Annotated in this window: 29 protein-coding genes and 1 pseudogene; 9 read left to right on the top strand and 21 right to left on the bottom strand. The window is 39.2% G+C overall.

Annotation, left to right across the window (positions count from 1 at the left end; all coding sequences use genetic code 11):
* The first annotated feature begins 46 nt into the window (after positions 1-46).
* Positions 47-448 carry a hypothetical protein gene (locus tag Q1B03_RS21675; RefSeq protein ID WP_299746857.1) on the top strand — a complete coding sequence of 134 codons (402 nt, stop codon included), beginning with the start codon at positions 47-49 and terminating at the stop codon, positions 446-448.
* Positions 449-1,082: 634 nt separating this feature from the next.
* The gene (locus Q1B03_RS21670; RefSeq protein ID WP_299746855.1) at positions 1,083-2,180 is read left to right on the top strand and encodes an L-dopachrome tautomerase-related protein; all 1,098 of its coding nucleotides are present in this window, start codon (positions 1,083-1,085) and stop codon (positions 2,178-2,180) included.
* A gap of 279 nt (positions 2,181-2,459) precedes the next feature.
* Here Q1B03_RS21670 and Q1B03_RS21665 read toward each other — a convergent pair whose 3' ends face one another.
* From Q1B03_RS21665 to Q1B03_RS21630, 8 genes are all read right to left on the bottom strand, one after another.
* Positions 2,460-3,359: an aldo/keto reductase gene (locus Q1B03_RS21665; RefSeq protein WP_299746852.1), complete on the bottom strand. Its 900-nt coding sequence runs from the start codon at positions 3,357-3,359 to the stop codon at positions 2,460-2,462.
* A gap of 175 nt (positions 3,360-3,534) precedes the next feature.
* Positions 3,535-4,251, bottom strand: a complete 717-nt coding sequence (locus Q1B03_RS21660) for an SDR family oxidoreductase (RefSeq protein ID WP_299746850.1) — start codon at positions 4,249-4,251, stop codon at positions 3,535-3,537.
* Positions 4,252-4,322: 71 nt separating this feature from the next.
* Positions 4,323-4,835, bottom strand: coding sequence for a type 1 glutamine amidotransferase domain-containing protein (locus tag Q1B03_RS21655; RefSeq protein WP_025727351.1), 513 nt, complete (start codon positions 4,833-4,835; stop codon positions 4,323-4,325).
* Positions 4,836-4,917: 82 nt separating this feature from the next.
* Complete coding sequence (locus tag Q1B03_RS21650) at positions 4,918-5,217, bottom strand: iron-sulfur cluster assembly accessory protein (RefSeq protein WP_299746842.1); 300 nt, start codon at positions 5,215-5,217, stop codon at positions 4,918-4,920.
* Positions 5,218-5,360: 143 nt separating this feature from the next.
* Positions 5,361-6,383: an LLM class flavin-dependent oxidoreductase gene (locus Q1B03_RS21645; protein WP_299746839.1), complete on the bottom strand. Its 1,023-nt coding sequence runs from the start codon at positions 6,381-6,383 to the stop codon at positions 5,361-5,363.
* A gap of 335 nt (positions 6,384-6,718) precedes the next feature.
* Positions 6,719-6,841 (bottom strand): hypothetical protein, encoded by a 123-nt coding sequence (locus Q1B03_RS21640; RefSeq protein ID WP_299746836.1) that lies wholly within the window; start codon positions 6,839-6,841, stop codon positions 6,719-6,721.
* 104 nt (positions 6,842-6,945) lie between these two features.
* Positions 6,946-7,293 (bottom strand): helix-turn-helix transcriptional regulator, encoded by a 348-nt coding sequence (locus Q1B03_RS21635; RefSeq protein WP_299746905.1) that lies wholly within the window; start codon positions 7,291-7,293, stop codon positions 6,946-6,948.
* A gap of 369 nt (positions 7,294-7,662) precedes the next feature.
* Positions 7,663-8,181: a DJ-1/PfpI family protein gene (locus Q1B03_RS21630; RefSeq protein WP_299746833.1), complete on the bottom strand. Its 519-nt coding sequence runs from the start codon at positions 8,179-8,181 to the stop codon at positions 7,663-7,665.
* A gap of 148 nt (positions 8,182-8,329) precedes the next feature.
* On the opposite strand from Q1B03_RS21630, the gene Q1B03_RS21625 reads away from it, so the two are divergent.
* Both Q1B03_RS21625 and Q1B03_RS21620 read left to right on the top strand, forming a co-directional pair.
* On the top strand, positions 8,330-8,719 hold the full coding sequence (locus Q1B03_RS21625; RefSeq protein WP_031537027.1) for a helix-turn-helix domain-containing protein: 390 nt from the start codon (positions 8,330-8,332) through the stop codon (positions 8,717-8,719).
* 269 nt (positions 8,720-8,988) lie between these two features.
* Positions 8,989-10,017 (top strand): zinc-binding alcohol dehydrogenase family protein, encoded by a 1,029-nt coding sequence (locus Q1B03_RS21620; protein WP_299746818.1) that lies wholly within the window; start codon positions 8,989-8,991, stop codon positions 10,015-10,017.
* 555 nt (positions 10,018-10,572) lie between these two features.
* Here the strand turns inward: Q1B03_RS21620 and Q1B03_RS21615 are convergent.
* Both Q1B03_RS21615 and Q1B03_RS21610 read right to left on the bottom strand, forming a co-directional pair.
* Positions 10,573-11,082: a CBO0543 family protein gene (locus tag Q1B03_RS21615; RefSeq protein ID WP_299746815.1), complete on the bottom strand. Its 510-nt coding sequence runs from the start codon at positions 11,080-11,082 to the stop codon at positions 10,573-10,575.
* A 1,262-nt stretch (positions 11,083-12,344) separates the two neighbouring features.
* Positions 12,345-12,773, bottom strand: a complete 429-nt coding sequence (locus tag Q1B03_RS21610; RefSeq protein ID WP_250800583.1) for a 2-oxoglutarate dehydrogenase E1 — start codon at positions 12,771-12,773, stop codon at positions 12,345-12,347.
* Positions 12,774-13,308: 535 nt separating this feature from the next.
* On the opposite strand from Q1B03_RS21610, the pseudogene Q1B03_RS22210 reads away from it, so the two are divergent.
* Positions 13,309-13,433: pseudogene (locus Q1B03_RS22210) on the top strand (site-specific integrase); the annotation flags it as partial.
* Positions 13,434-14,070: 637 nt separating this feature from the next.
* Here Q1B03_RS22210 and Q1B03_RS21605 read toward each other — a convergent pair.
* Positions 14,071-14,454, bottom strand: a complete 384-nt coding sequence (locus tag Q1B03_RS21605; protein ID WP_299746806.1) for a Mu transposase domain-containing protein — start codon at positions 14,452-14,454, stop codon at positions 14,071-14,073.
* Positions 14,447-14,602 carry a hypothetical protein gene (locus tag Q1B03_RS21600; protein ID WP_299746803.1) on the bottom strand — a complete coding sequence of 52 codons (156 nt, stop codon included), beginning with the start codon at positions 14,600-14,602 and terminating at the stop codon, positions 14,447-14,449. Before Q1B03_RS21600 ends, Q1B03_RS21605 begins: the two co-directional genes overlap by 8 nt.
* Positions 14,603-14,837: 235 nt before the next feature.
* On the opposite strand from Q1B03_RS21600, the gene Q1B03_RS21595 reads away from it, so the two are divergent.
* A complete protein-coding gene (locus tag Q1B03_RS21595; RefSeq protein ID WP_341357257.1) occupies positions 14,838-15,068 on the top strand; it encodes a tyrosine-type recombinase/integrase in 231 nt (76 codons plus the stop codon).
* Between the two features lie 82 nt (positions 15,069-15,150).
* On the opposite strand, the gene groL is transcribed toward Q1B03_RS21595, so the two are convergent.
* The gene (groL, locus tag Q1B03_RS21590; protein WP_034766062.1) at positions 15,151-16,785 is read right to left on the bottom strand and encodes a chaperonin GroEL; all 1,635 of its coding nucleotides are present in this window, start codon (positions 16,783-16,785) and stop codon (positions 15,151-15,153) included.
* Between the two features lie 53 nt (positions 16,786-16,838).
* On the bottom strand, positions 16,839-17,126 hold the full coding sequence (gene groES, locus Q1B03_RS21585) for a co-chaperone GroES (protein WP_034766060.1): 288 nt from the start codon (positions 17,124-17,126) through the stop codon (positions 16,839-16,841).
* A gap of 327 nt (positions 17,127-17,453) precedes the next feature.
* On the opposite strand from groES, the gene Q1B03_RS21580 reads away from it, so the two are divergent.
* Positions 17,454-18,197, top strand: coding sequence for a CPBP family intramembrane glutamic endopeptidase (locus Q1B03_RS21580; RefSeq protein ID WP_299746793.1), 744 nt, complete (start codon positions 17,454-17,456; stop codon positions 18,195-18,197).
* Complete coding sequence (locus Q1B03_RS21575; RefSeq protein WP_044340660.1) at positions 18,194-18,400, top strand: YdiK family protein; 207 nt, start codon at positions 18,194-18,196, stop codon at positions 18,398-18,400. The genes Q1B03_RS21580 and Q1B03_RS21575 overlap by 4 nt, the downstream gene beginning before the upstream one ends.
* A 15-nt stretch (positions 18,401-18,415) precedes the next feature.
* On the opposite strand, the gene tatC is transcribed toward Q1B03_RS21575, so the two are convergent.
* From tatC to Q1B03_RS21560, 3 genes are read right to left on the bottom strand one after another with little or no spacing between them, the layout of a single operon-like run.
* Positions 18,416-19,189 carry a twin-arginine translocase subunit TatC gene (gene tatC / locus Q1B03_RS21570; protein WP_299746788.1) on the bottom strand — a complete coding sequence of 258 codons (774 nt, stop codon included), beginning with the start codon at positions 19,187-19,189 and terminating at the stop codon, positions 18,416-18,418.
* 15 nt (positions 19,190-19,204) lie between these two features.
* Positions 19,205-19,375: a twin-arginine translocase TatA/TatE family subunit gene (locus Q1B03_RS21565; protein ID WP_044340658.1), complete on the bottom strand. Its 171-nt coding sequence runs from the start codon at positions 19,373-19,375 to the stop codon at positions 19,205-19,207.
* A gap of 54 nt (positions 19,376-19,429) precedes the next feature.
* Positions 19,430-20,107, bottom strand: coding sequence for a redox-sensing transcriptional repressor Rex (locus Q1B03_RS21560; protein WP_299746783.1), 678 nt, complete (start codon positions 20,105-20,107; stop codon positions 19,430-19,432).
* Between the two features lie 189 nt (positions 20,108-20,296).
* On the opposite strand from Q1B03_RS21560, the gene Q1B03_RS21555 reads away from it, so the two are divergent.
* Positions 20,297-22,240 (top strand): ABC-F family ATP-binding cassette domain-containing protein, encoded by a 1,944-nt coding sequence (locus Q1B03_RS21555; RefSeq protein WP_299746780.1) that lies wholly within the window; start codon positions 20,297-20,299, stop codon positions 22,238-22,240.
* 398 nt (positions 22,241-22,638) lie between these two features.
* On the opposite strand, the gene tsaD is transcribed toward Q1B03_RS21555, so the two are convergent.
* The 4 genes from tsaD to tsaE are packed head-to-tail and all read right to left on the bottom strand — an operon-like array spanning position 22,639 to position 25,260.
* Complete coding sequence (tsaD, locus tag Q1B03_RS21550; protein ID WP_299746777.1) at positions 22,639-23,655, bottom strand: tRNA (adenosine(37)-N6)-threonylcarbamoyltransferase complex transferase subunit TsaD; 1,017 nt, start codon at positions 23,653-23,655, stop codon at positions 22,639-22,641.
* Positions 23,652-24,089, bottom strand: coding sequence for a ribosomal protein S18-alanine N-acetyltransferase (rimI, locus tag Q1B03_RS21545; protein WP_299746774.1), 438 nt, complete (start codon positions 24,087-24,089; stop codon positions 23,652-23,654). Before rimI ends, tsaD begins: the two co-directional genes overlap by 4 nt.
* A gap of 23 nt (positions 24,090-24,112) precedes the next feature.
* Complete coding sequence (gene tsaB / locus Q1B03_RS21540) at positions 24,113-24,808, bottom strand: tRNA (adenosine(37)-N6)-threonylcarbamoyltransferase complex dimerization subunit type 1 TsaB (protein ID WP_299746771.1); 696 nt, start codon at positions 24,806-24,808, stop codon at positions 24,113-24,115.
* Positions 24,805-25,260 (bottom strand): tRNA (adenosine(37)-N6)-threonylcarbamoyltransferase complex ATPase subunit type 1 TsaE, encoded by a 456-nt coding sequence (gene tsaE, locus Q1B03_RS21535; protein ID WP_299746769.1) that lies wholly within the window; start codon positions 25,258-25,260, stop codon positions 24,805-24,807. Before tsaE ends, tsaB begins: the two co-directional genes overlap by 4 nt.
* Positions 25,261-25,500: the final 240 nt, after the last annotated feature.

The raw sequence follows: 25,500 nt of genomic DNA, 5'->3' as shown, positions 1-25,500 counted from the left end.
GTGAAATTCTGCATGCTTATTATCGACTAAAAAGGTGGTTAATTTTATGAATGAAAATAACAATGAAAAGAGTATCGAAAAGAGCGGGGGTTCTGTAGACCATGACGCTTTCAAGAACCTGGCTGGCAATTTATTAAAAAACGAAAAATCTATGGGTTCTCTTATGAACCTTGCAACAACTTTTCTTAAAAATGACTCTCTACTAAATTCCATAGAATCCAATGGAAGTCTTAAAAACCCAAAAAATCCAGTTTCTATCGATGTAGAAGAACAAGAAGATAAAGTTACTTCTCTAATCAAGATGCATGAGAGTTTAGCAAAGCAGATTTCTTCTTTTTCTCAGAAAATTGATACGATCGCTAAGGAAATTTCAGAGTTAACTAAAGAATGGCAATCCTTAAAAGAACACAACCCGAAATTATTTAAAAAAAGCAAAAAAAGTAGTTAGTTTATTAATATTCAATCACAAGAATTGTAAGAAGAAGCTTTTCAACAGTTTGGTTGACTAATGGGAAGCTTCTTTTTCTCTTTCCGATAATTCCCACGTCAATCCATTTATTAGAGCAGAGCAATGGAGAAGTTTTACCTTTTCCCAGTTTAAGCATTTTTTTAAATGTCTAAGTTTCTTCCTGCTCTTTTTGCGAACTCTCCGGAGCTATATCTTTAATGAATTTGTCGATTAAGGATTGTAACGGTTAATGATAATCCACTCAAGAAATACCTGGACACATAATATATGGGGCTAGTCGAAAACTTGCTCAACCTACATAAAAAAAGACCAATGACCCTCTGGACACAGTTTTTTCAGTACCTTCCTTTATATGTTTATATCCCTTTTCTCTTCTTGGTTATTCAAGTGAAACATAAAATGACGAAATATCTTGATAAGTCATAAAAAGGCTCACGTCCATCATTCGGGAATGCTTTGAGTCCATTTTTGCTATCCGCTTTTAGCCAATAACGACGTACATACGTCCGTTTGGATGATGTGCAATTTTTTAGCCAATTAAAAACCAGGAACTAAAAAAAATTTAAATCATATATAGGTGATATCCCCGTGCGAAATTTTTGAGGAGGAGATCATGAAACCTATGTTACCTATGGAAAAATATTTCGGTAAGTTAGAGCTAGTCTATGAATTTTATGGGGCTATGCCCACAGGCGTTAGTGTATCAGAAACCGGTCGTATTTTCATTTGCTTTCCGAAATGGGGAGACGACGTTAAATTCACAGTGGCGGAAATTATTGGAGACACTTTGCAGCCTTATCCCAGTTTAGAAGCTAATTTGGGTAGTCAAGGTAATATCACAATGTCTTTCATCAGTGTCCAAAGTGTAGTTGCGGATGGAAGGGGAACACTTTGGGTATTAGATACAGCGGCACCGAATTTTTCTGTACCAATTATAGGAGGGGCAAAATTAGTCGCTGTTGATTTAAAAACTAATACAATAAGAAAAGTATATACCTTTACAGAAGATGTTGTCCTGCCAACAACTTATCTGAATGATGTCCGTTTTGATTTTCGTGTTGGAAAAGCGGGTTATGCCTATATAACGGATTCATCTTCCAAAGGACCAGGAGCTATTATCGTTGTAGATCTAGAAAATGGAAACGCGTTCAGACGGCTAAATGGAGCAAATTCAACTTCACCCGACCGTTATTTTTTACCGAAAGTAGAAGGAGAGATTTTGATGAACCGAAACAAAGATGGCTCAACATCTCCATTTAGATTGGCGTCTGATGGTATAGCAATTTCTCCTGATGGAAAGGTTTTATTTTATTGTCCACTTTCCAGCCGGCATTTGTATTCAATCTCAACAGAAGCTCTAAGAGACCGAACGATACCGGACACTGATTTACCTTATCGGGTCGAGTACTGGGGAGAAAAAGGTGCGTCTGATGGAATGATCACTGGGGCAAAAGGAACCATTTATGCCGGAGACTATGAAAACAACAGTATTCGAAAGATATTGCCGAATGGCATAATGGAAACAATCGCTCATGATCCGAGAATTTTATGGCCGGATACTTTTTCAATTGGGCCGGATCAATACTTGTATGTCATTGTGAACCAATTACATCGGCAGGCAAGGTTTCATTATGGAAAAGACCTGCGACAAAAACCGTATAGTTTACTTCGTATGAAAATTGATGAATTCCCTGCTTCTACCTTTTCGTAATAAAAAATAGTTGAATAATTTATACATTACATCAGGTGAGGTTTAATCGGTTTTTATCCAGGAATTAGCTGACGGGTCTACCTTCATTCTTAAACTCATATCTTTCCGACCATTTCACAAAAAAATGGTTTTCAGGGACAGTTTCATTGGAAATTAAACTGTTCCTAAATATTTTTATAGATTAGGTAAGTTTCCACTTTTAGCCTCAATCGGAATAACTATTCCAATACATATCATACACGTTCGATCCCCTTTCTCTTTGTCTATCCTCTAAAATTTCTATATAATGTCCAAAGGCATTTTTCTAGTTGGCTGTGGAAATACCTCATCAAGTCTATTTAAATCCTCTTTTGTTAATTCAATGATAGTAGCTTTCGCATTTGCTAGTACATGTTCTTCTTGAACAGCTTTTGGAATAGCTAGACAATCGTTAGAACGGATTGTCCAAGCGAGAGCGATTTGTAAGGGGTGTACAGCATATTTTTCTGCAATCTCTTTAATGGTTGGATCCGTTAATAATTGTCTTCTTAATAAACCTCCTTGAGCTAGCGGGCTATATGCCATAATAGGCATGTGATGATCTCTCTGCCATGGTAAGAGATCATAATCTATACCCCTTGAACCAAGATGATATAACACTTGATTAGTCATACAATTTCTTCCGTTAGTGGTGTTCCATAACTCTTTCATATCATCGGTATCAAAATTGGAAACTCCCCACCTTTCTATTTTTCCTTCCTTGCGTAGCTTTTCCATTCCTTCAATGGTTTCTGCTAATGGCACACGTCCTCGCCAGTGTAAAAGGTACAAATCAAGATGATCGGTTCCCAGCCTTTTTAGACTGTTTTCACACGCTTTGTCAATCATATCTAATCCTGCATGATGAGGATATACCTTTGATACTAAAAAGACGTCATCTCTACGTCCTTTAATTGCTTCACCTACTAAGCGTTCAGAATCGCCATCACCATACAATTCCGCCGTATCTATTAGTTTCATGCCTAATTCTATTCCGAGTTGTAAAGCTTTGATTTCCCTTTCTCTCATTTGAGGTTTTTCTCCCATGTACCAAGTTCCTTGTCCTATTCCTGGTAGAGAAGTTCCATCAGGCAATGTAACTACAGAACTTTCAAGGGAATTTCTTATTTTTGTTAATTTATTTTCGTCCTGTACACTCATTAAAAATTCAACACTTCCTTTTGTATCTTTTTATGTACTCATTGAACAAAAAAGGTGGCAATACTCTTTTGCAGTATTGCCACTAGTAAATCACTCTATTCTTACCTTATTTCCATTTTAGTTAGAACTGCTGCTTGGTAGGGTGGTAAGCTTCGGTTCAACATCCATTTAGGCATTATACTAAGTGAGCACCACCATCAATAAGAACAGCCGTCCCAGTAGTAAAACCATTTTTAGCAAGATATACATAGGTTTCAGCTATGTCTTCCGGCTTTGCAATCCGTCCAACAGGGAGCTGTTGTGCAAGGCCGTTGAACAGTGCTTGCCTCTGATCATCTGACATTCCAGCATAGATTGGAGTGTCTACAATTCCAGGTGAAACCACGTTTACCCTAATAGGGGCTAGGTCTACGGAAAGTCCTCGAACCAATCCTTCAATGGCTGAATTGATTGCTGCTAACGTAGTAGCGCCTTGAGGAGGACGAACGCCATATACACCAGAGGTTAGGGTGATTGAGCTCTCATTGCTTAAATATGGAAGTGCTGAACGGACAGTAATATATTGCCCCCAGAATTTACTATCAAACGCCTCTTTAGCACTTGCCACAGGCAGTTCGCTAAAGTGCCCCATTGCGCCTTCACCTGCTGTAACCACAAGGTGGTCAAATTTTCCAACCTTACTGAAAAATTCTGCTACTTTTTCTTCGCTTCGAAAATCGATTTCAATTGCTTCTACACTGCCACGAAGAACTTGTTTTGCTTCATTTAATTTGGAAACAGAACGGCTGGCAATGATCACTTGAGCAGAATGATCTAGAAACGCTTTAGCAGTTGCTAAACCAATACCAGAAGTACCCCCTAAAACAACTACTCGTTTACCATTTAATGACATAGTAAAGCCCTTCCTTCCTAAAACCTTTTTTGTATTGATCATTCATTGTGAAATTTATTTCTAAAACGATATTATTCAGCTAATAATTTTAAGGATTCACGATTAAAGGCAGGAATATCATCCGGAAAACGGCTTGTTACAATATTATTGCTTACCACAACTTCTTCATCTTTGTAGTTAGCACCTGCATTTTTGAGATCGTTCCTTATTGATTTGAAACCTGTTATGTCGACCCCTTTTAATAGGTCTGTATCAATTAATACTTGTGGGCCATGGCAAATGGCAAAAACAGGTTTACCTTCTTGTATAAATACTTTTGCGAATTCACCAAAACGGTCATCTTCACGTAATAAGTCAGGAGAGAAGCCGCCAGGGATTAGTAAAGCATCAAAGTCTTGAGGATTAACTTCCCCAATTCCTTTATCTATTTTTACTGTTTCACCTTTCTTACCAGTAATATCTTTTCCAGCCTGTATGTCGATTGTGATCACTTGATGCCCAGCATCTTTAAATGCTTGTGCTGGTTCTGTGAATTCTACATCTTCAAATAAGTCTGTTATTAGTGTAGCGATTTTTTTGCTCATAATGATAAGCCTCCGTGCTTAGTATTTGTTACTGCTAGATATATGGGATTATAAAAACAATTAGTATCGCTCAGTCACGCGTTTAATGATGGTGATGGATTTTGGAAGAATTCGTGATGTCAAATCCTGCTTGCGGCACATAGAAATACTTGATCCAAACCCCATCTAAAAACGGTTCCCTTTTATCAAGTAAAACATCAATGCCTTTGTCTGTTTTCACAATTTCATCATGGACCGTTGGCGTATCAAGTTTTACATCATAATGGGCATGGTCCCCATGGTTCAATGTAACGTAGACACGAACCATTTTCCCTTCAGAATCTTCACTTTCCAACAGTTGTTTAAGCACTTTAGCAGCATTTCGGTTAATTTTGCAGTTCATATCATTGTCTCCTATTCTAACGACTCTTATCTTTTTAATTAAGGAATCCTGTAAACAACCTCATAACCTGATCTCATGGTTTGCTCCATATTCAATGCCTAAGAACAATCATCAGGAAGGTTTCCTTGCTGATGTTCTCCTTTTTACCTTTCATTTTTTATAATTTCTGCCAGAAGCTCGTATGAATGCAGGCGAGCTTTGTGGTCGTAAACTTGGGCAATGGCCATGATTTCATCAGCCTGGCTCTCCTTCAAAAATGTATGCAGCTTGTCCTTTACCGTCTGCTGGCTGCCAACAATCGATGTGCCTAATTGCTGCTCGAGAGCCTTTAATTGGTAGCCGCTGGCCACTTCGGATATGTTATCTACCGGTGGTTGAAGCTTTGTAAGGTTGCCGCTCATCAGATTCAAAAATTGCTGCTGCAGGGTTGTGAAAAGGTGTTTTGCCTCTTTATCCGTTTCTGCTGCAATGATATTCAATGCCACCATCGCATACGGCTTATCGAGAACATTCGAAGGCTGAAACGCCTTGCGATAGATCTGTAGAGCACCCAGAGTGTTAAGTGGCGAGAAATGGGAGGCAAACGCGAATGGCAAACCCAGTTCTCCGGCCAGCTGCGCACTGAAGCCGCTTGAACCCAGCAGCCAGATTGGAATATTCAAACCTTCACCTGGAATCGCTTTTATTGGGTTTCCTTGGGCCAAGGATGGATCAAAGTAACCGCGGAGTTCCGCTAATTGCTCAGGAAAGTCATCTCCAGTACTTCTCAAGTCGCGTCTCAATGCACGAGCGGTCCCCTGATCTGTACCGGGTGCCCGCCCCAGACCAAGGTCAATTCGCCCAGGATATAAGGATTCAAGAGTGCCAAACTGCTCAGCGATGACGAGCGGAGCGTGATTCGGCAGCATGATTCCTCCTGAACCAATCCGGATTTGTGATGTACCGGCTGCCACATGGGACATCACCACAGAAGTGGCGGAACTGGCGATAAACGGCATATTGTGGTGTTCAGCGAGCCAAAAACGGTTGTAGCCAAGTTTTTCAGCATGCTGTGCGAGTTCCAATGTATGGCGGAAAGAATCAGCAGGAGTACTTCCGGCTGTTATCGGTGAAAGATCCAGCACCGAGAATGGAATTTCGTTTATTTTAATTGCATGTTTAGACATAAGTTCATCTTCTTCCCTTATCTAATTTTATTAAAAACTAATCTCATACTGGAATTTCATGAGTCGGAAAGTAAGGCCGCACAAACTCTCCAAGCTCTGTATGACTTCCTCGGGAGGGCGCTTTGAAAAATACAATACAAATGCCAGGTGATTGACACCTATGGATTGGAATTGATATAAAATTTCTAATAACTGTTTGTGTCCTACACGAAATCCTAAAGGAATCGGAATAGGAAATACATCGGTATTTTCCGATAAATCGATATATAATGTCTGAGTGAAAGGCTTAAACACTTCTGTGGTGTGAACTTCCGATAACTCGCGATAGTCGTTAATCAATTGAGTTTGTTGTGGATAATCCTCAGGTGATGGATCGAGCAGTCACCATTCTGGGCGATCCATTCAATCGATTGATCGCTAAACCCTGTCACCATGGTCGGAATCGAAGAAAAAGGCATGGGGGTCATTCTCATATCCGTTCCATCGATGACGCCTACTCATTTTATCCTTTTGGTACAACCTGTTATATGCTCGATGCTGTAATAAACTTACTTCAATTCTCTTAAATTTTTGTACCAATGTATTTTTCGAACTTTTTGATCGTCTCCTCATTACGGCGATAATACGTCCATTGTCCGATTCGCTTTATTTCAACAAGTCTGCTTTGCAGCAGAATCGATAAATACTGTGAAGTAGTGGATTGCGAAATCCCCGCCTTGCTTCGGATATCCCCTACGCAAACCCCGCCTTCAAATCCTTCATCCGCAATAATATGGGCTTGCGGTGAAAAATGACTGTCGGGATCTTTTAACATTTGAAGAATGCCCACCCTCGTCTGGTTCGACAATGCCTTAAAAATTTCAACGGCTTGTTCATCATTTAAGCGTTCCAATTCCTGCTTCAATGTCATCAGCCTCTTTCTATATCGATTATCACTATCCCAATGGAAGCTGGATAGATGATCTGAAAGCATCATGCTAAATCGGGAATTCCCGATATTAATATAGTAGCCGTCTGGTCCTTCCAAATCAAGTGATTTGCTTCGAAGGAGATACGGCTAAAAGCTCCCATCTTAAAATAGACCACTAAAAAACCTGCAAATAACAGGTTTTTTCGACGATTCCGCCACTCCATCTTTAAACTTATTCCATTATTTTCAGCTTATACACTTCTCTATTTGATGCAAGGTCTGCAAGATCTTACTTTGGATAGCCAAAAGCCTACAGAATTCATTCCGTAGGCTTTCGATTATATGAAAATTCAGGGAGGAAATGTGGAATTAGCTTAAGGCTTTTACTAAAGCTTCCCCAAATTCTTTAGCGCCATCTGGACCATCACCAGTGATAATATCATCATGAGCAACAACATGTTTTTCAACATATGTTACTTTATTCGCTTTTAATTGGTCTTTTTGTACATCTACTGGATAGCAAGTTGCATCTCTTCCAGTAAGTAAACCCGTTTTAGCTACAGTAACCGCACCTGCACAAATTCCTGTTACAAGAACTTTATTAGTATACGCTTGTTTCAAGTAGTCTTGTAATTCTTTATTTTCCCATAGATGATCGTTCGTACCAGATCCACCAATAACAGATACAACATCATAGTCAGAAGCAAAAACGTCTGAAAAAATGACCTCAGCAGTTGCTTTACCTTCATAATCCCCTATGATTTCACCTGTTTTTGTACTTGCAATTGTCACATCAATTCCGTTGCTTTCCAATTCCGCTTTTGGTTGAAATAATTCGTCTTCATTGAAACGTTCTGGTGGTATAATTAAAAGTGCTTTTTTACTCATTTGTAGTTCCTCCTCATTAATGAAAAAGATTTGCCGATAAGACGACTATTTCATTCTACTGCTTGTTTTCTTCACTGTGAAGAATGCACTTTTTTGTAAGGAGGTTACCGACAGGTTACAATTGAGACAAATAAGGAGGTAAGAATGTATGCCAGATACATTTAGAGATGAAGTTAAAGAAAAGATCATAAATGGTGATTATAATTGTGAAAAAGAACTTACCTTATCAATTATAAGTGGTAAATGGAAAATTGTTATTTTATGGCATTTAGGGGTAGAAGGACCACATCGATTCAGTGATCTCCAAAGGCTTTTTCCAAAAATATCTCATAAAATATTAACGAATCAATTAAGAGAACTGATGGAAGATGGAATAGTTCATCGCGAGGTTTATCCAGAAGTTCCACCGAAAGTGGAATATTCCATGACTGAATTGGGGATGACTTTACTTCCTATCGTTGAAATGATGTATGAATGGGGCAAAAATCGGATAGCAGAAATCATAAAAGAAATGGATATTTCGGAATTAAACAATTAAGCATAAGCTTACATTTACGTTGCTTTACAAAACCTATTAGAAAAGAAGCACCTTCACTTAACTGTATGGAAGGTGCTTTTTTTCTACCCATCATGAAAAAATTAAAATGTTCGAAGGGTCCAACACGACTAAACCAAGGTATTATTAATCCATTTTATTAATGATGCTTGATAAATTTCACTGATGCTTAGAAACTATAGTGCTAATAGTAATTATTTTAAGCTGTTACTAATAACGGGTATACTAATATGGAAAGGAAGTGGTTCATCATGAATACTATGAAGGCGATAGGATTAACTCGTTACCTTCCAATTGATAATCCCCAAAGTCTGGTGGACGTAGTTGTAGAAAAACCAAAAGCAACGGGTCGTGACATTTTGGTCAAAGTTGTGGCCATATCGGTCAATCCTGTTGATACAAAGGTACGAGCTCCTAAGGAAAAAGTTGAGGAAGTTCCTAAAATTCTAGGTTGGGATGTAGCAGGAGTCGTCGAAGAGACAGGACCGGACTGTTCATTGTTTCGTCCGGGAGATGAAGTTTTTTATGCTGGCAGTATTGCACGACAAGGCGGAAACAGTGAATACCATCTGGTCGATGAACGAATCGTTGGGCGCAAACCTGTTTCCTTAAGTTTTGTGGAAGCCGCAGCTCTTCCCCTAACCTCCATTACAGCTTGGGAAGCGTTATTTACCCGTATGTCTATTTCCCAAGATCCTGGGACTAACAAAGGAAAGGCTCTGCTGATCATTGGTGCAGCCGGGGGTGTGGGTTCCATTGCCACTCAGCTTGCAAAACAAGCGGGGCTTACTGTAATCGGAACTGCTTCCCGACCGGAAACTGTTAGTTGGGTTAAATCAATGGGCGCGGACTATACCATTAATCACCATGACCCGCTCCTTCCACAACTTCAAGCAATTGGATTTACAAACGTTCCGTACATTTTTTGCCTGAATGCTTTGGAAAAACACTGGTCCGGTATTAGCGAAGCTATTTCTCCGCAAGGAGTTGTGTGCGCTATTGATGATCCAACCTCTCCGCTGGACCTCAAATTGCTTAAGCAAAAAAGCGTCACCTTCGTGTGGGAGTTTATGTTTACTCGCCCTGTTTACGAAACAGATGATATGATTGAGCAGCATCTATTGCTTAATCATATTGCTGATGCTGTGGACCATCAAAAATTAAAGACAACACTGGCCGAAGTCCTTGGACCGATCTCAGCAGAAAATCTCCGTCAAGCCCACAAATTTTTGGAGAGTAACAGGGCGATTGGTAAAATTGTCCTGGAAGGTTTTGTTTAAAAACCTGATTACAGAGAGCGATAAATTGGTGATCCGATAATTGCAATTAGATATAAATATAAAGCAGACTGCTGATCGCAGCCGGCTTTAATTACACAAAGAAACTTTCTTTTACTTATGATATGGTTCATCGAGATATATCTAAATCAGGTCTTTTTATTTTATTGAGAGTAGATTTTTTACGTAACTATCCTTTCATTAAATTCTATAATCATACCCGAATTCAATCATAAAATCATTCTAAGAATTCCGTTAATCCCTAGGTTTCCCTTTGAAGTCTTAACTGTAATTGAAAAGAATCAAACAAATGGTTTCAGAAACAATTTGTTCATAATAGAGCTCGCTTTCATTACCAACTCCGTACATTATCCTTGGTCTACCTTTTGTTCCGATTAATAATAAGTCCATTACCTCTACTTCATCTATCAATGATGGTGGATGAAAATCTTTTTGACTACAAATCCTAACGTTTATGGATGAAACTCAACATCCAAATATTTCCTTATTTTATAGGAAAATGTTCATCGACAAATAATGGTGTTTTAATCGAATCAATTAGTTGAAGTCCATTTTGTAAGGGTCTTTCTTTTCAATAAAGTTCGAAAGCCAAATGGTAGCAGCAAATACAACCAAATAAGTGATAAAGGATAAATACAATTTCCAACCTGTATATGTAAAAACTTGAAACTTTACTGCAATCCATTCTAGAGCAATCGCTACCCCAGCCCAAAAAATAATATAAAATAGATACTTTAAGCCTTTTGGTTTTTTATATTGATAGAAGTTTACTACAAAGTAAGAAAGAGTAGGGTAAGTTACAAAGTGCAATAATACATCAAATAATTCATGCTTTTTATGATCAATCGTAAAGTATAATTCATATGGTTTTACACTAAGGGTAATATCAGCTAACAAAGCAAGAAAAACATTAAAAGTCCAAATAATAGTGATGGTAGCAGCAGGCAAGCGTCTAGGTAATATAAACATGAGGCCCCAAGTAAGTACTGTGGAAAAGATAATAAATATTTCATTTGAATCAAATTTCTCAGGAAAAGGTAACATCATGACGTATTCACCACTTTGTCTCTATAAATAAGTTTCTCTAAATAAAAAGAGTAAATAGCCAATAATAAAATAATCAGAGTGTATCTCAAATATGAATAAAATACATTCCAATTTACCCATTCCAAATATCCAAAATGAACGAAAAATTCTTCAATTGAAATGAGTGCTGTTAAGAAGATGAAGAGATGAATAAGTTTACTAAAAATAGTTCTTTTAGAGAACAAAATATAAATAACCCATAAAAGTAACGCTGGCTTGAGTGACAACTCAGGAATTTTTTGTGTCCAAAAAATTAACTGACTTGGATCTTGCTTTGTAAGTTCTAAATTTAAATTAATGATTAGACCTGTATTCGTAATAAGAATATTGGAGAAAAAATAACAGCCCAAGATGTTAGTGACGTTCATTTTCTTCATCAAGATGTATAAGGAAGTAAAGGATAATATCGCTAAAATTAGAAAAAGCCACAATATTTTCATATTAGCCACCTTTTTTATTTTCATCTACATTATTTTGTACATATAATGTCAAAAAATACTGCATCTAAATGTTATTCTTTATACTACAACTTTTGAGGAATAGAAAATCTTATGCATGATGCTATAATTAAAAATGAACATAGCAAATAACCTTTCCTGGATAAATGGAAGGTTTTTTTCTTTTCACCTATTTTCCTTCTAAATTACGAAAGGCTCTTTATGCGTTAATACAGCATAAATCGACTGGATAAGCTTGCTAGCATTTGCCATAATTACTACCTTATGTGATTTTCCTTCGCTTTTTTTATCATAAACCTCTTTAAACGTTTTGTAGCCTTAAACCAATTTTACGGCTAAACGAAGAGCTTTATCTTTCTTAAGCGAGAATCAATACAAGCCAAAGGGAAGCAGGGGACGGTTCTTATGATCTATGTGATGAAATCAGTGATCTTGATTGGGCTATCGCACTTGGGCAGCTAATCGAGCTTCTTCAAGATGTCCTAAAAGAAAGCAACAAAAAGATCCAAAAGTTAATTCAAAGTCAACTACCACACTGGATTGTAGGCTTACCTAACTAAAACAAAGTCTACCGGCCTATTTGAGTGTGCGAAAGTTGAGTTATTAAAATTTATGCCTTCCACGAACTTTCTCGCTTCACTCGGCGGAAAGTCTTTGTAAAATCCAAAGATCACTAAATCTCCCTCTCCATTAAAGTCACCTCAGTATAAAAATTAATCTGTTATTCCTATGTACAAGTGAAATACTGCTTATCTCCATCGCCTTTCATAATAAATCAGTTTCCCATAACCCAAGCTGGCCTTTTGCTGGAATACGTTCATTCAAGATCTTCATGTCTTGAACCTCCCAAGCATATCCTCCCACATTAAAGTCTCCTAAAAAATAATCATTTCCTGATACGATTTGTCCATTTTCCAGGACTGCTGATGTCTGATTTTTTTCAGTTATCTTCAGACAATTTTCAAGCCGGCCTACAGCAATGATCATTCCGGTCGGAAGGGTCTCTTCTGTATATCCATGCTTACCGAGCAGCGAACGGATGGCCACATGCCTGCAGACAGCCTTATCTATTTTTTTACTTGTATGAATGGCAAGCGGCCCGCGATAGTTTGTTTTCCATGACCTTGTTTCAAATTCATTCTCTCGAAGGACAAAAAGACTTGCCCAAGGCTGAATCATAGATAATACCTTCATTCTCCCGGCCACCAATCTATAAAGTTTCGTTTCTCTTATCGTGTCCATAGAGAAGAATATTATTAGCAAAAAGGTTTAATTGGAATTCGGAAACCAGAATTATAATTCATAACAAAAAGGATTTACTTGTTTTATTTTCCTTCTAACTATTGTATGAAATCTCCTAAGAAAATTTTTTATATTCTGTAACACAAAACTGCATGTGATTTTTCTTTGAATAGTCCTAGGGATAATTAGTAAACATGCTTGGGGTTTACCGTTATTTATGATACGGTTCACCACTATTAATCCTAAACTAATTTATCTATTAATAGAAATGTTAAACAAGAATTTAACTCCACTTATAAACTAAACTGCTCAGTAAGTTTAAGTACATTTTTTTCCCAAGCTTCAAGATTTCCATCTTTTCAAAACAGGTTCCTGCGTATTTGGCAGCTTTACCTTCTCTTCCAGATATATATATGTCGCCTTTAGATTGTGATACCAAACATCTAGCTCTGTTTCATCCTCATATCTTGCTACAATACCTTCGTTCAGGCTTAAAAGGCTTCTGAAAAAAGCAGAAATAGATAAGAACATTACTCCACACTCATTTATTCATTGATTGAAGCTGGAGTTGGTATTAAAGAGATACAACAGCGGCTAGGACATGCCAATTTGATAGATTAGTAAACTATTTATCCAAATTAACACCATTTGTTTTCGGGCTATCTAAAAATTTATGATAAGGTTCATTCTGAGAAGACACCAGCAAGTCTACGTAGATGTAAAATAAAAAAACACTTTAAAATAATAATGGTCTTGTTCCCATCAAGTAGACAATGTAAAAAAACTATTCAGTTAGCGCGTGCCGATATTCAATTGGCGCGCGTTTTTTAGTTTGTTTTGAGTTCGTTTGTCAAGAATATAAAAAAGAACACCTTAAAAAAATTGTCTAGTTTAGTGTTGACATACCACTTTTATAAATAGATATGTTGCAGATAGATATAGCAATTTCTCTCAATAAATAAATTCAATCTTCAACAATATGTCCCGTTTGCAGAATCTTATTGAAAATCAATCAAATTTGTATAACAACTATTATCACCAGAAGTTTTGAAGTGGTAAACAGTCTGTCATTCTATGGTACACTTTTTGTCATTCAGTGGTAGGAAATATGTCAAGAATGGTACATTTCGTTGGCTGTAATCACTATGAAAAGCAATATATTTGTAAATTAAACGAAATTCCATTCTATGAATTGAGTATTGCGAACAGATTGAGCCATTAGTGCGGTAAATTGAGCCACTATTTGCGGTCATCTGAGCCAGTGAGTGCGAGGGCAAGGGCCAATTTCACCATACAATCGTTTATGGGATGCAATTCGTACTTCTTTGAAGTAAACTTCAATTAAATCCGTGGTTAGTCGTATATCGACATTCTCTCGGACATAATCATATGGAACGGAGTAATACATTCGTTCAACTTGGTTGTAGTAGTTCAGTTGAACTTTTGCTGTTCTCCATTCCGCAAGTTTAAACCTTGTTTGAGGAAGCTGTTGAAGGTAGGATTTCTCTTCTTCCTCAAACACCTTTTTGCGCGAACCGGGTCGCTTTTGAAATTCAGTGGTGTTGATTTCTTCTAGGTTTTCAAAGATTTTCTGATTTAAATCTTGAAGGTATTCTAGCCAGGGATTAGTCATGGTGTCGTCCAAGCTTTCCCACACCAAGATTTTTGGCGCGTTGAACGATATCTGAAACTGTATTCCTTGAATGTCCAGTGCTAGAACTAATCGTTCTTTGTCTGACTTCTTCAAGGTGAAGTTCCAGAATCTTTCGGTAATTAATCATAAAAAAAGCCTCCTGTATAATAATGTCATGCTTGCTGGCATGCAAGGATAATTATACAGGAGTCTTTTCTTTATTCTATTTATAGTGGTACTGCACTCCGCAAAGGATGGCTTTTTACTCCGCAATGACTGGCTCAATAAACGTATAGGTCCAGATTACTATAACAAAGATTTTTTTGGCCAAAATGGAAAGACAATACGGTTATCCCATCGTGGTTAAAAATGTGCGAGATCGAATGAAAAGATTACTTAAAATTGCAGGTCTAAATGAAGAGTTGACTCCACATAGTTTGCGACATACTCATACGTCGCTTCTTGCGAAGGCAGGTGTCTCACTCGAACAAATCATGGACCGCCTCGGTCATACAGACGATCAAATTACAAAAAACGTGTACCTCCATGTCACGGAAGACATGAAAAAAGAAGCCTCTCAAAAGTTCGCTGAACTCATGAGAAGCCTCCGTTAAAAACCTCAATGTTAGCAAAATGTTAGCAAACCACTCTCACCTTACCAACAAATCCAGTCATATCAAGGGTTGAGGCAGCTTATTACATCATGCCGCCCATTCCACCCATTCCGCCCATTCCAGACATATCAGGCATGCCGCCGCCTTCTTCAGGAATGTCAGCAACTACCGCTTCAGTAGTCAGGAACATTGCTGCTACAGACGCTGCGTTTTGTAGTGCAGAACGAGTTACTTTCGTTGGATCTACGATACCTTTTTCGATCATGTTTACCCACTCACCAGTAGCTGCGTTGAAACCGACACCTACTTCTTCCTTCTTCAGACGTTCTACGATGATAGAACCTTCGAGTCCTGCGTTGTGAGCGATTTGACGGATTGGCTCTTCAAGAGCACGCAGCACGATGTTGATACCTGTTGCTACATCTGCATCCGCTTCAATTGATGCTACTTTGTTGTATACGTTCACTAGTGCCGTACCACCACCGGATACGATACCTTCTTCCACTGCTGCACGAGTAGAGTTCAATGCGTCTTCGATGCGAAGTTTACGCTCTTTAAGCTCAGTTTCAGTTGCAGCTCCAACTTTCACGACTGCTACTCCACCTGCAAGCTTTGCAAGGCGCTCTTGTAATTTTTCTTTATCAAATTCAGAAGTGGACTCTTCTAATTGAGCACGGATTTGGTTTACGCGGGCTGCGATTTTTTCCGGATCTCCAGAACCTTCAACGACAGTCGTGTTTTCTTTCGTTACGACTACTTTCGCTGCGCGGCCAAGTTGAGTGATGTTCGCAGATTTAAGATCCAATCCAAGATCCTCTGTGATCACTTCTCCACCAGTAAGTACTGCTAAGTCTTCAAGCATTGCTTTACGACGGTCACCGAAGCCAGGGGCTTTGACAGCAACAGCGTTGAATGTTCCGCGAAGTTTGTTCACAACAAGTGTTGCAAGAGCTTCACCTTCAACATCTTCAGCTACCATTAATAGTGGCTTACCTTGTTGTACAACTTGCTCAAGAACAGGAAGTACTTCCTGGATGTTTCCGATTTTCTTGTCAGTGATTAAAATATATGGATTTTCAAGAACAGCTTCCATCTTATCAGAATCTGTCACCATGTATGGAGACGCATATCCACGGTCGAATTGCATTCCTTCCACCACGTCAAGCTCTGTTGTGAAACCTTTCGATTCTTCAATGGTGATAACGCCGTCGTTCCCAACGCGCTCCATTGCTTCTGCAATCAGTTGACCCACTTCTTCGTCAGCCGCTGAGATTGCCGCAACTTGAGCGATGGAATCTTTGCCTTCGATCGGCTTAGAGATCACTTTTAATTCTTCGATGGCAGCTTGAACCGCTTTTTCGATACCTTTACGAACGCCAACAGGGTTAGCGCCAGCTGTTACGTTTTTAAGACCTTCACGGATCATCGCTTGAGCAAGGACCGTTGCAGTCGTTGTACCGTCACCGGCGATTTCGTTTGTTTTGCTTGCTACTTCAGCAACCAGTTTTGCACCCATGTTTTCGAATGCATCTTCTAATTCAATTTCTTTTGCAATCGTTACACCATCATTTGTAATAAGTGGTGAACCGAATTTTTTCTCAAGTACCACGTTACGTCCTTTTGGTCCAAGAGTTACTTTTACTGCATTTGCTAATTGATCTACACCGCGAAGCATGGAACGGCGTGCTTCTTCGCTGAATTTAATATCTTTAGCCATTGATAAAGTCCTCCTCTTATTTAAGTAAAGTATTGTTTATATACGAAGTTTGATTATTCGCCAACTACAGCCAGAATATCGCTATCACGAAGGATCAGGTATTCTGTGCCTTGGTATTTCACTTCTGTACCAGCGTATTTAGAGAAAATGATTCGATCGCCGACAGCTACCTCAAGAGCAACGCGCTCACCGTTGTCAAGAATGCGACCAGTACCTACAGCCATCACTTTACCTTCTTGTGGCTTTTCCTTTGCGGAATCCGGTAGCACAATACCGCTTGCTGTTTTTTCTTCTGACTCAACTAGCTCGATAACGACGCGATCACCTAGTGGTTTTAACAAGTGAAACAACCTCCTTGAAATTATGTAAATGATATTTATTAGCACTCGCTTATTGTGAGTGCTAACACAACTATTATATTAATTAATTCGTTTTCATTTTGCAAGAGTCCTGCCTAAAATTTTTTTCGTCATATTTCTCTTTTTTTCACACCCTCCTATCCTATGCCTCCCCATATGCCTTTATTCTTAAATCAATGGAAGAGTGGCAATTCTTACAAACCCCTTAAATTTGAACACTTTCTCTTTTCTTAGTAGAATTGTACAGGAGTATGTTCAGGACGAATCCTATTCGTTCTTCATCTAACAGGTGTTAAAGGAGATCAAACGTTGAAAAAACATTTCGGATTTATCTTAATTGCCTATATCGTGATGCAGCTTTCCAGTGTTGTCGGGATACCCCTTTTATTTAAGATTGGTGTTGATGTCCTTGCGATTCCAGAGCAGACCGTACGAAATGTTGTTCCTGGATACTGGCTTGTGATTAGCTTTACATTAACTCTCCTCGTCGTCTGGGGCATTCTTAGAAAGAGCGAGACAAGCACCAACCTTGAACGGTCCGCTCCTATGAATGCAGGAAGTTCAATTGTGTGGGCTGTAGTCGGGATTTTCATGGCGTTCATCGCTCAATCCATCGCGATACAGATTGAGTATGCCTTAGGTATCCAAATGGGATCTGAAAATACGCAGATGATTATTGGGATTATTGAAAAGGTACCTCTATCGATGATGGTAGCTGCGATCATTGGCCCTATTTTAGAAGAGATTGTATTCAGAAAGATTATCTTCGGTGTTCTTTATGAAAAGATGAATTTCTTCTTCGCCGCGTTAATCAGCTCTGTTATATTCGCTCTCGCGCACTTTGAGCCTGAGCATGTGATCTTGTACTCTGCAATGGGCTTTACCTTTGCGTTCCTTTATGTCAAAACGAAGCGGATACTGGTTCCAATATTTGCTCACGTTGCCATGAATACAACGGTCGTTCTAATGCAATCTATCTATAAGGATGAAATTGAAAAAATGATGAACGAAGCTGAACAAATACAAGGATTTATTGGAGGATTATTTCTATGAGGAGATCACCACTATTTTCAGGCGTGATTTATCTCCTTCTCGGTGTGCTCTTCACATACTTTGCTGTGCAAAATGTACAGGATGATGGTTGGGGATTTTTCACTTATATGCTCGTCTTTCTGGCAACCCTTGATTTTGGTTCCGGGTTGCGGATGGTGATGCTGCATTTCAAGATCAAAAAGAAAATAGAGAATAAAAAATAAGGATTGATCTTTTGATCAATCCTTATTTATATCCTCGAACTGTTCCATTTCAAGCTTTTGTTCTGCTTCTAAAACCTTCTTATATCCGATCTTAGAGATCCAAATGCTGATTTCATAAAGAAGGAGCAAAGGAACGGTTACCATTAAATGCGAGACGATGTCCGGCGGTGTGATGAAAGCGGCTATGACTAACAATATGAAGTAAGCCACTTTTCTCATTTGTGCCAATAACATCGGCGTAATAATCCCCAAACGTGTCAGAAACAGCATAATAACCGGCAGTTGAAATAGAAATCCAAATGGGATGGTTATTTGAAACAGGAAATGAAAGTATTCATTAATTCCAATCACTTGCTGGATATTCAGATTGGTTGATAAACCCATCATGAATTTCACGACATATGGAAACAAAATAAAATATGAAAATGACAATCCACCTAAGAAAAGAAGGACAGAAATAGGTATGTAACTGAGCGTTACCTTTCTCTCTTTCTCATATAAGCCTGGACTCACGAACGACCATACTTGAAATAGAATGATGGGTGATGTCATGATGATCGCAATAAACATGATCATTTCCATATAGATTTTGAGAGGGTCTGTAATCCGAAAGGCGTTCATGGTTAATTCTTTCGCTTCATCCGCGTGCTGCAAATATCGAATCAACGGCTCCGCAAGAAAAAAGCTTACAATTACCGCTAACAAGAAGAAAACGACTACAAACATGAGTCGTTTTTGCAATTCTCCTATATGTTCATAGACTGTCATGTCTCTTTGACTTTGACTCATGGCGTTCATCCTACCCTACTTAGCTTTTTTACTATTATCGTCCTCATCATCTGCTAAGCCCTTTGTTGCATTCTTAAACTCACGTAATGTATTCCCAGCTGCTTTTCCTAACTCAGGCAATTTCTTTGGTCCAAATATCAGTAAAGCAACAACCGTTATCAATACGATACTACCTGCACCTAACATAATGAGACACCTCCTCTTTTACCATTCTATCATAACGTAAATACGAATCATTTTCTATTCGGATATGATTCCATCTTGTGACATTTCCGTGTCATCCCCTGAATAATGCTTTAAGAAGTAGACCAGTGACTGAAGTTCAACTGCCAAATCAATATGATGGACGCGGATATGGTCCGGCACCGTCAATCTCGCAGGAGTGAAATTCAGGATCCCCTTAATATTAGAAGAAACCAATCGGTCTGTGATATTTTGAGCAGAAGATGCCGGAACTGTCAGAATGGCCACCTCAATATCATGCCCCTCAAGACTCTCTTCTAAATCATTTAAATGAAAAACGGGTACATCGCTGATTTGTGTCCCAACCTTTTTTTCATCCACTTCAAAAGCCATTTCAATCTTTGTATTATTATTCTTTATAAAATTATAATGAAGAAAAGCTGTACCGAGATTCCCTACACCTATCAGCACAACCTTCGTAATGGCATCCTGATCCAATGTCTTACGGAAAAAGGATAGAAGGTAATTGACATTATATCCATATCCCTTTTTACCCAACGCGCCAAAATAAGAAAAATCTCTGCGTATCGTGGCAGAATCAACCTTCACCGCTTCACTCAATTCTTTCGATGAAACCCTCTGCTTTCCCGATGAGTACAGATTCTTGATAAAGCGATAATATAGCGGAAGGCGCTTAGCCGTTGCCTGTGGAATTTTCGTTGTATCCTGGTTCATATTGTATTCCCCCACATCTATTCAAAACCTCTGATACCGCTTCCAAAATAGAAAGCAGACAGAATTTAAAACTCTACTACCCATCATACACTATATTTTATCCTAAGTGTACGAAGATTAATAGTCGATTTATTGCCGTTCCCCTCCCAAATACGGTACACTAGCACTATGAAATAGAGGTGAAACGTCATGATTCTATTACAAGTGAATCAACTAACGAAAAACTTTGGTGCCGATAATATCCTATCAAATATTAAGCTTGAAATACAGACAAGAGATCGCGTGGCTCTCGTCGGACGCAACGGGGCAGGAAAATCGACTCTTTTAAAAATAATTGCAGGTCATCTCTCTTATGATTCAGGAGATATCACGAAGCCAAAAGGGGTCTCCATTGGATACCTCGCGCAAAATACAGGCTTGGAATCTGAGCTTTCCATTTGGTCAGAAATGCTGACCGTATTTGAAGAATTACAAACTCAAGAAAAACAATTAAGAAAACTTGAGAAACAAATGGCCGATCCTTCTGTTTATGAGCAAGAAGATTTATACCAACGCGTATTAAAGGAATATGATGAACTTCAAGTACGTTTTAAAGATTCCGGCGGCTATCAATATGAAGCAGATATTCGTTCAGTCCTGCATGGATTGAACTTTGCCGACTTTGATTATGAAACGAAGATCTCTACTTTAAGCGGTGGCCAGAAAACCCGTCTGGCTCTTGGTAAGCTTCTATTGACCAAGCCTGACATCCTCATTCTGGATGAGCCTACCAACCATCTTGATATTGAGACTTTGTCGTGGCTTGAGACGTACCTTCAAAGCTATGAAGGAGCTGTCTTGATCGTTTCCCATGACCGCTACTTCTTGGATAGCGTCGTCAATCAAGTGTATGAAATTTCACGAAATCGAAGCAAAAAATACCTGGGTAACTACAGTAAATACCTTGAACAAAAAGCAGAAGACTACGAAAAGGATCTCAAGATGTTCGAGCGCCAGCAACAGGAGGTCGCGAAACTCGAAGACTTTATCCAACGAAATATAGCCCGGGCTTCTACTACCAAGATGGCCCAAAGCCGCAGAAAAAAATTAGAACGAATGGATATAATGGACAGACCTCTGGGTGATGAGAAATCCGCCAACTTTGCTTTTCAAATTGATCGTCCAAGCGGAAATGATGTTCTTCACGTCCAAGATCTTACCATCGGATATGGAAAAGGCGAAAGAATTTCATCTCACATCGACTTCGCTGTTAAAAAAGGCGACAGCATCGCCCTTGTAGGTCCTAACGGCATTGGTAAGTCCACCCTATTGAAAACATTAGTGAATAAACTCCAACCACTTGACGGAGCAATTAAATTTGGATCAAATGTTTCGATTAGTTACTATGATCAAGAACAAGCTGAACTGTCTTCTAATAAGACCGTCTTAAACGAACTGTGGGACGAGTACCCAATGAAGATGGAAAAAGAAATCCGAACCGTACTCGGAAACTTCTTATTCTCAGGGGAAGATGTCTTAAAGCCGGTTTCAACACTTAGTGGCGGAGAGAAAGCCCGACTGGCACTGTCCAAGCTTATGATGGAAAAAGGGAATGTCCTCATCCTGGACGAGCCGACAAACCATCTTGACTTGGACAGTAAAGAAGTGTTGGAGAATGCCTTGATTGACTATCCAGGAACGATTCTCTTTGTGTCCCATGATCGTTATTTCATCAATCGCATCGCCACAAAGGTTGTTGAACTTTCCAGAAAGGGTTCAACAGAATATCTTGGCGATTATGATTATTATGTAGAGAAATTGCAACAGCAGGAAGAACTGGCCGCACTCGAGCGGATGGAACAAGGAGAGCCTGTTTCACAAGTCACTACTCAAAAGCAATCTCATAAAATCGATAAAGAAGCAAAAAAACTTGAGCGTCAACGAAAACGAAGAGTTGAAGAAATTGAAAACAAAATGGAAACTCTGGAAGAAAACATTCAAGAAAAAGAAGACCTCCTTTGTGACCCGGAGATCTTTCAAGATCATGAAAAAGTCCAAGACATCAATGAAGCACTGACAAAAGAAAAAGAAGAGCTTGAATCTCTATTGGAAGAATGGACAGAACTTGAAGAACTTCTTCAAGGAGAACAATAATCCACAGGGTTGGGGATAAGTATTCGATTAACTTGCTCCCCACCCTTTTCTTATTCCACATTATTATCCACATTCAAAATCCTAAACAATCGTTATTCACACAACTTTTCCACATTATCCACATTCAAACTCTTGGTTATCCACAGTCCATTCCAGAAAATAGGCTATTTATCCCAGGTCTTTTTCACATAGTGTACACAACTTATACAAAGTTATTAACAAATTATCCACAACCTGTTGATAAAACGTATGTTCGTTCTTTTTTTCTTTCATGCTACCTTATTTGGTATACGTTAACCACAAGATATTCACATTTTCCTCCGTCTATTAACGACATCGATTAACAGAGCTAAAAAGAGAAAAAAGCTTAAACGAAGTTAACGTTTAAGCTTTCACTATTAGAAATTCTCTATATCAAGCCCAGGATGTGCATTCATATCCATGCCGCCTCTTTTTCCTTGTTCGAATAAAACCGTTCCTGCCGCTGCAATCATAGCGGCATTATCTGTACAAAGAGATAACGGAGGGATGACCAGCTCGGCGTCCACTCCCTCAAACGCTTCTTGTAGAGCCGCACGCAACCCTTTATTTGCCGCTACACCTCCAGCTAGTAAAACCTGTTCGACTTGAAATTCCTTCACAGCTTTAATGGTCTTGGTTACTAACACGTCAATCACACTAGCCTGAAAACTGGCTGCCAGGTCTTGTGGATGAATGGTTACTCCTTTTTGCTTAGCATTGTGGAGCGTGTTAATAACGGCAGATTTCAATCCACTAAAGCTGAAATCAAAAGAACCTTCTTCCAGCCATGCCCTTGGCAAATCAAGGGTAGCTTCTCCTTCTTGAGCAAGCCGATCGATATGGGGTCCACCTGGATAAGGAAGACTCAATGTTCGAGCTACCTTATCATAGGCCTCCCCGGCAGCGTCGTCCCGTGTTTCTCCAATTACTTGAAACGAACCGTGCTCTTTCATTAACACAAGCTCCGTATGTCCCCCGGATACGACCAAAGAAAGGAGAGGAAACTTCATCTCTTTCACTAGTCGATTCGCATAGATATGCCCTGCAATATGATGGACACCCACTAAAGGTTTGTTGTGAGCAAAAGCAAGTGCCTTTGCTGCGTTTACCCCAATCAGAAGAGCACCTACTAAACCTGGACCTTCCGTCACGGCCACACAATCAATCTCCACCATCGTCATCCCGGCTTGTTGAAGTGCTTCCTCTAACACATACGTAACTTGCTCCACGTGATGACGAGAAGCAATTTCAGGTACCACTCCACCGAATCGCTTATGACTTTCAATCTGAGAGGAAACCACATTCGTCACAATCTCAGTTCCATTTTTTATGATTGCAACGGCTGTTTCATCACAGCTCGTCTCAATTCCCAATACAAACATATCTTTATTCATAAATTCACCCACATTACTAAAGCATCTTCTTGATTATCCGAATAATACCGCTTCCGAATTCCGCCATCTTGAAACCCAAGCTTTCTATATAAATGCTGCGCAGCTAAATTGGATACTCTGACTTCAAGAGTCATCACACGAGCTCCAAACTTGGTGGCAATGCCCATGATCTTACGCATAAGACTTTCACCCAGTCCCTGTCCCCGGTATTCGGGAAGCACTGCTACATTGGTGATATGAGCCTCATCCACCACAAGCCACACCCCACAATATCCCGCGACATGGTCGCCATCCTCGACAACAAGGTAAGTAGATAGATGGTTATGTTCAATCTCATTCAAGAAAGCGTCTCGACTCCAAGGAATGCTAAAAGATTTCATTTCAATGTCCATTACAGCATCTAAATCATCCACCGTCATAAATCGAATGTCCATTTTCTAACGATCCTCTATCTCTATTAAGAATTTTTTTGAGATTCCAGCCATTTCACTTCTGCTTCAGCCATTCGAATATAATTAGGGAGTACCTCATGAGCTGAAGTCTCAGGGAACCCTGCCCCTATGAAAGCGAGCTCAGAAGGACGTGGATTATGACTGACAAACGGAGCAATCTTCGCTTGATCTCCTAGTATCTCTTTAATGGTGCTTTCGTGAATCGTTACATCATTACCTACGAACAAGATATCTTTATTTAACTCTTTTAACGTAGTGACCCACTTATCAAGCATTATATTACAATCTTCCTCAACACACGTTAGTTGATCGTCCTGGAATTCATACAGTCCTGTGTACACCTGTCCTCTTCTCGCATCAAACAAAGGAACAATATAACCGGGAAAATATCGTCCAGACGAAGCCAGTGTCGCAAGACTTGAAACGGGTATAAGAGGAATATTCAATGACCAAGCCAGCGTCTTTGCTAACGTAACTCCAATGCGAACACCTGTATAAGAACCGGGGCCATTTGCTACCACAATCTTCGTTAAGTCCTTAGCCTCTATCCCACAATCCTTCATTAATTGTTCAATGGCCGGCATCGCCCTTACAGAATGATTTTTTTTAATATAGGTAATATACTCTCCAATCACCTTATCCTCTTCAATCAGGGCAACACCTAAAGGATAATTAGAGGTATCGATGGATAATATCGTCATGAAACAACCTCCTTACACAGCTCTCTATATCTTTCTCCAAAAGGTTTCAACACGATTCTTCTTGCTGAATCACCTTCCCGGAAAATCGATAAACCCAATATTTCTTTCGGAAGTTGATCTTGAATCAAGTGAGCCCACTCAACGACAGTCACACCTTCCCCCTCAAAATATTCATCGAATCCCAAGTCTTCAAAGGAATCATCCAGCCGATAAACATCCATATGATAAAGAGGCAAACGCCCCCGATATTCTTTTATGATTGTGAAGGTTGGACTGTTTACGTTCTTCGAAATACCTAGGCCTTTTGCCAATCCCTTAGTAAACGTCGTTTTTCCCGCTCCAAGATCACCTTCTAATGTTAACACATCCCCAGGCTGGAGGTATGCTGCCAGCTTCTCGGCAAACGCTCCAGTCTCTTCCGGACTAGCGGTTATTAACTCATACTGATTCATGTTAATCTCCTCTATTGTAAATAAAGTATAAAAAACCCTTAGGATCGTTTGTTACCCTAAGGGAAAATGTATATATGTAGTTTACCCTTTTTAGGGTATATGAGTAAAGTTAATGATAATAGGCAATAAAAAAAACGAAACAAAGGTTTCGTTTGAATAAACAAATCTGGCGGTCCGGACGGGACTCGAACCCGCGACCTCCTGCGTGACAGGCAGGCATTCTAACCAACTGAACTACCG

Source organism: uncultured Rossellomorea sp. (assembly GCF_947488365.1).
GTDB lineage: Bacteria > Bacillota > Bacilli > Bacillales > Bacillaceae_B > Rossellomorea.
Note: the sequence above shows the minus strand (reverse complement) of the source record. Positions and strands in the feature narration are given on the sequence as shown.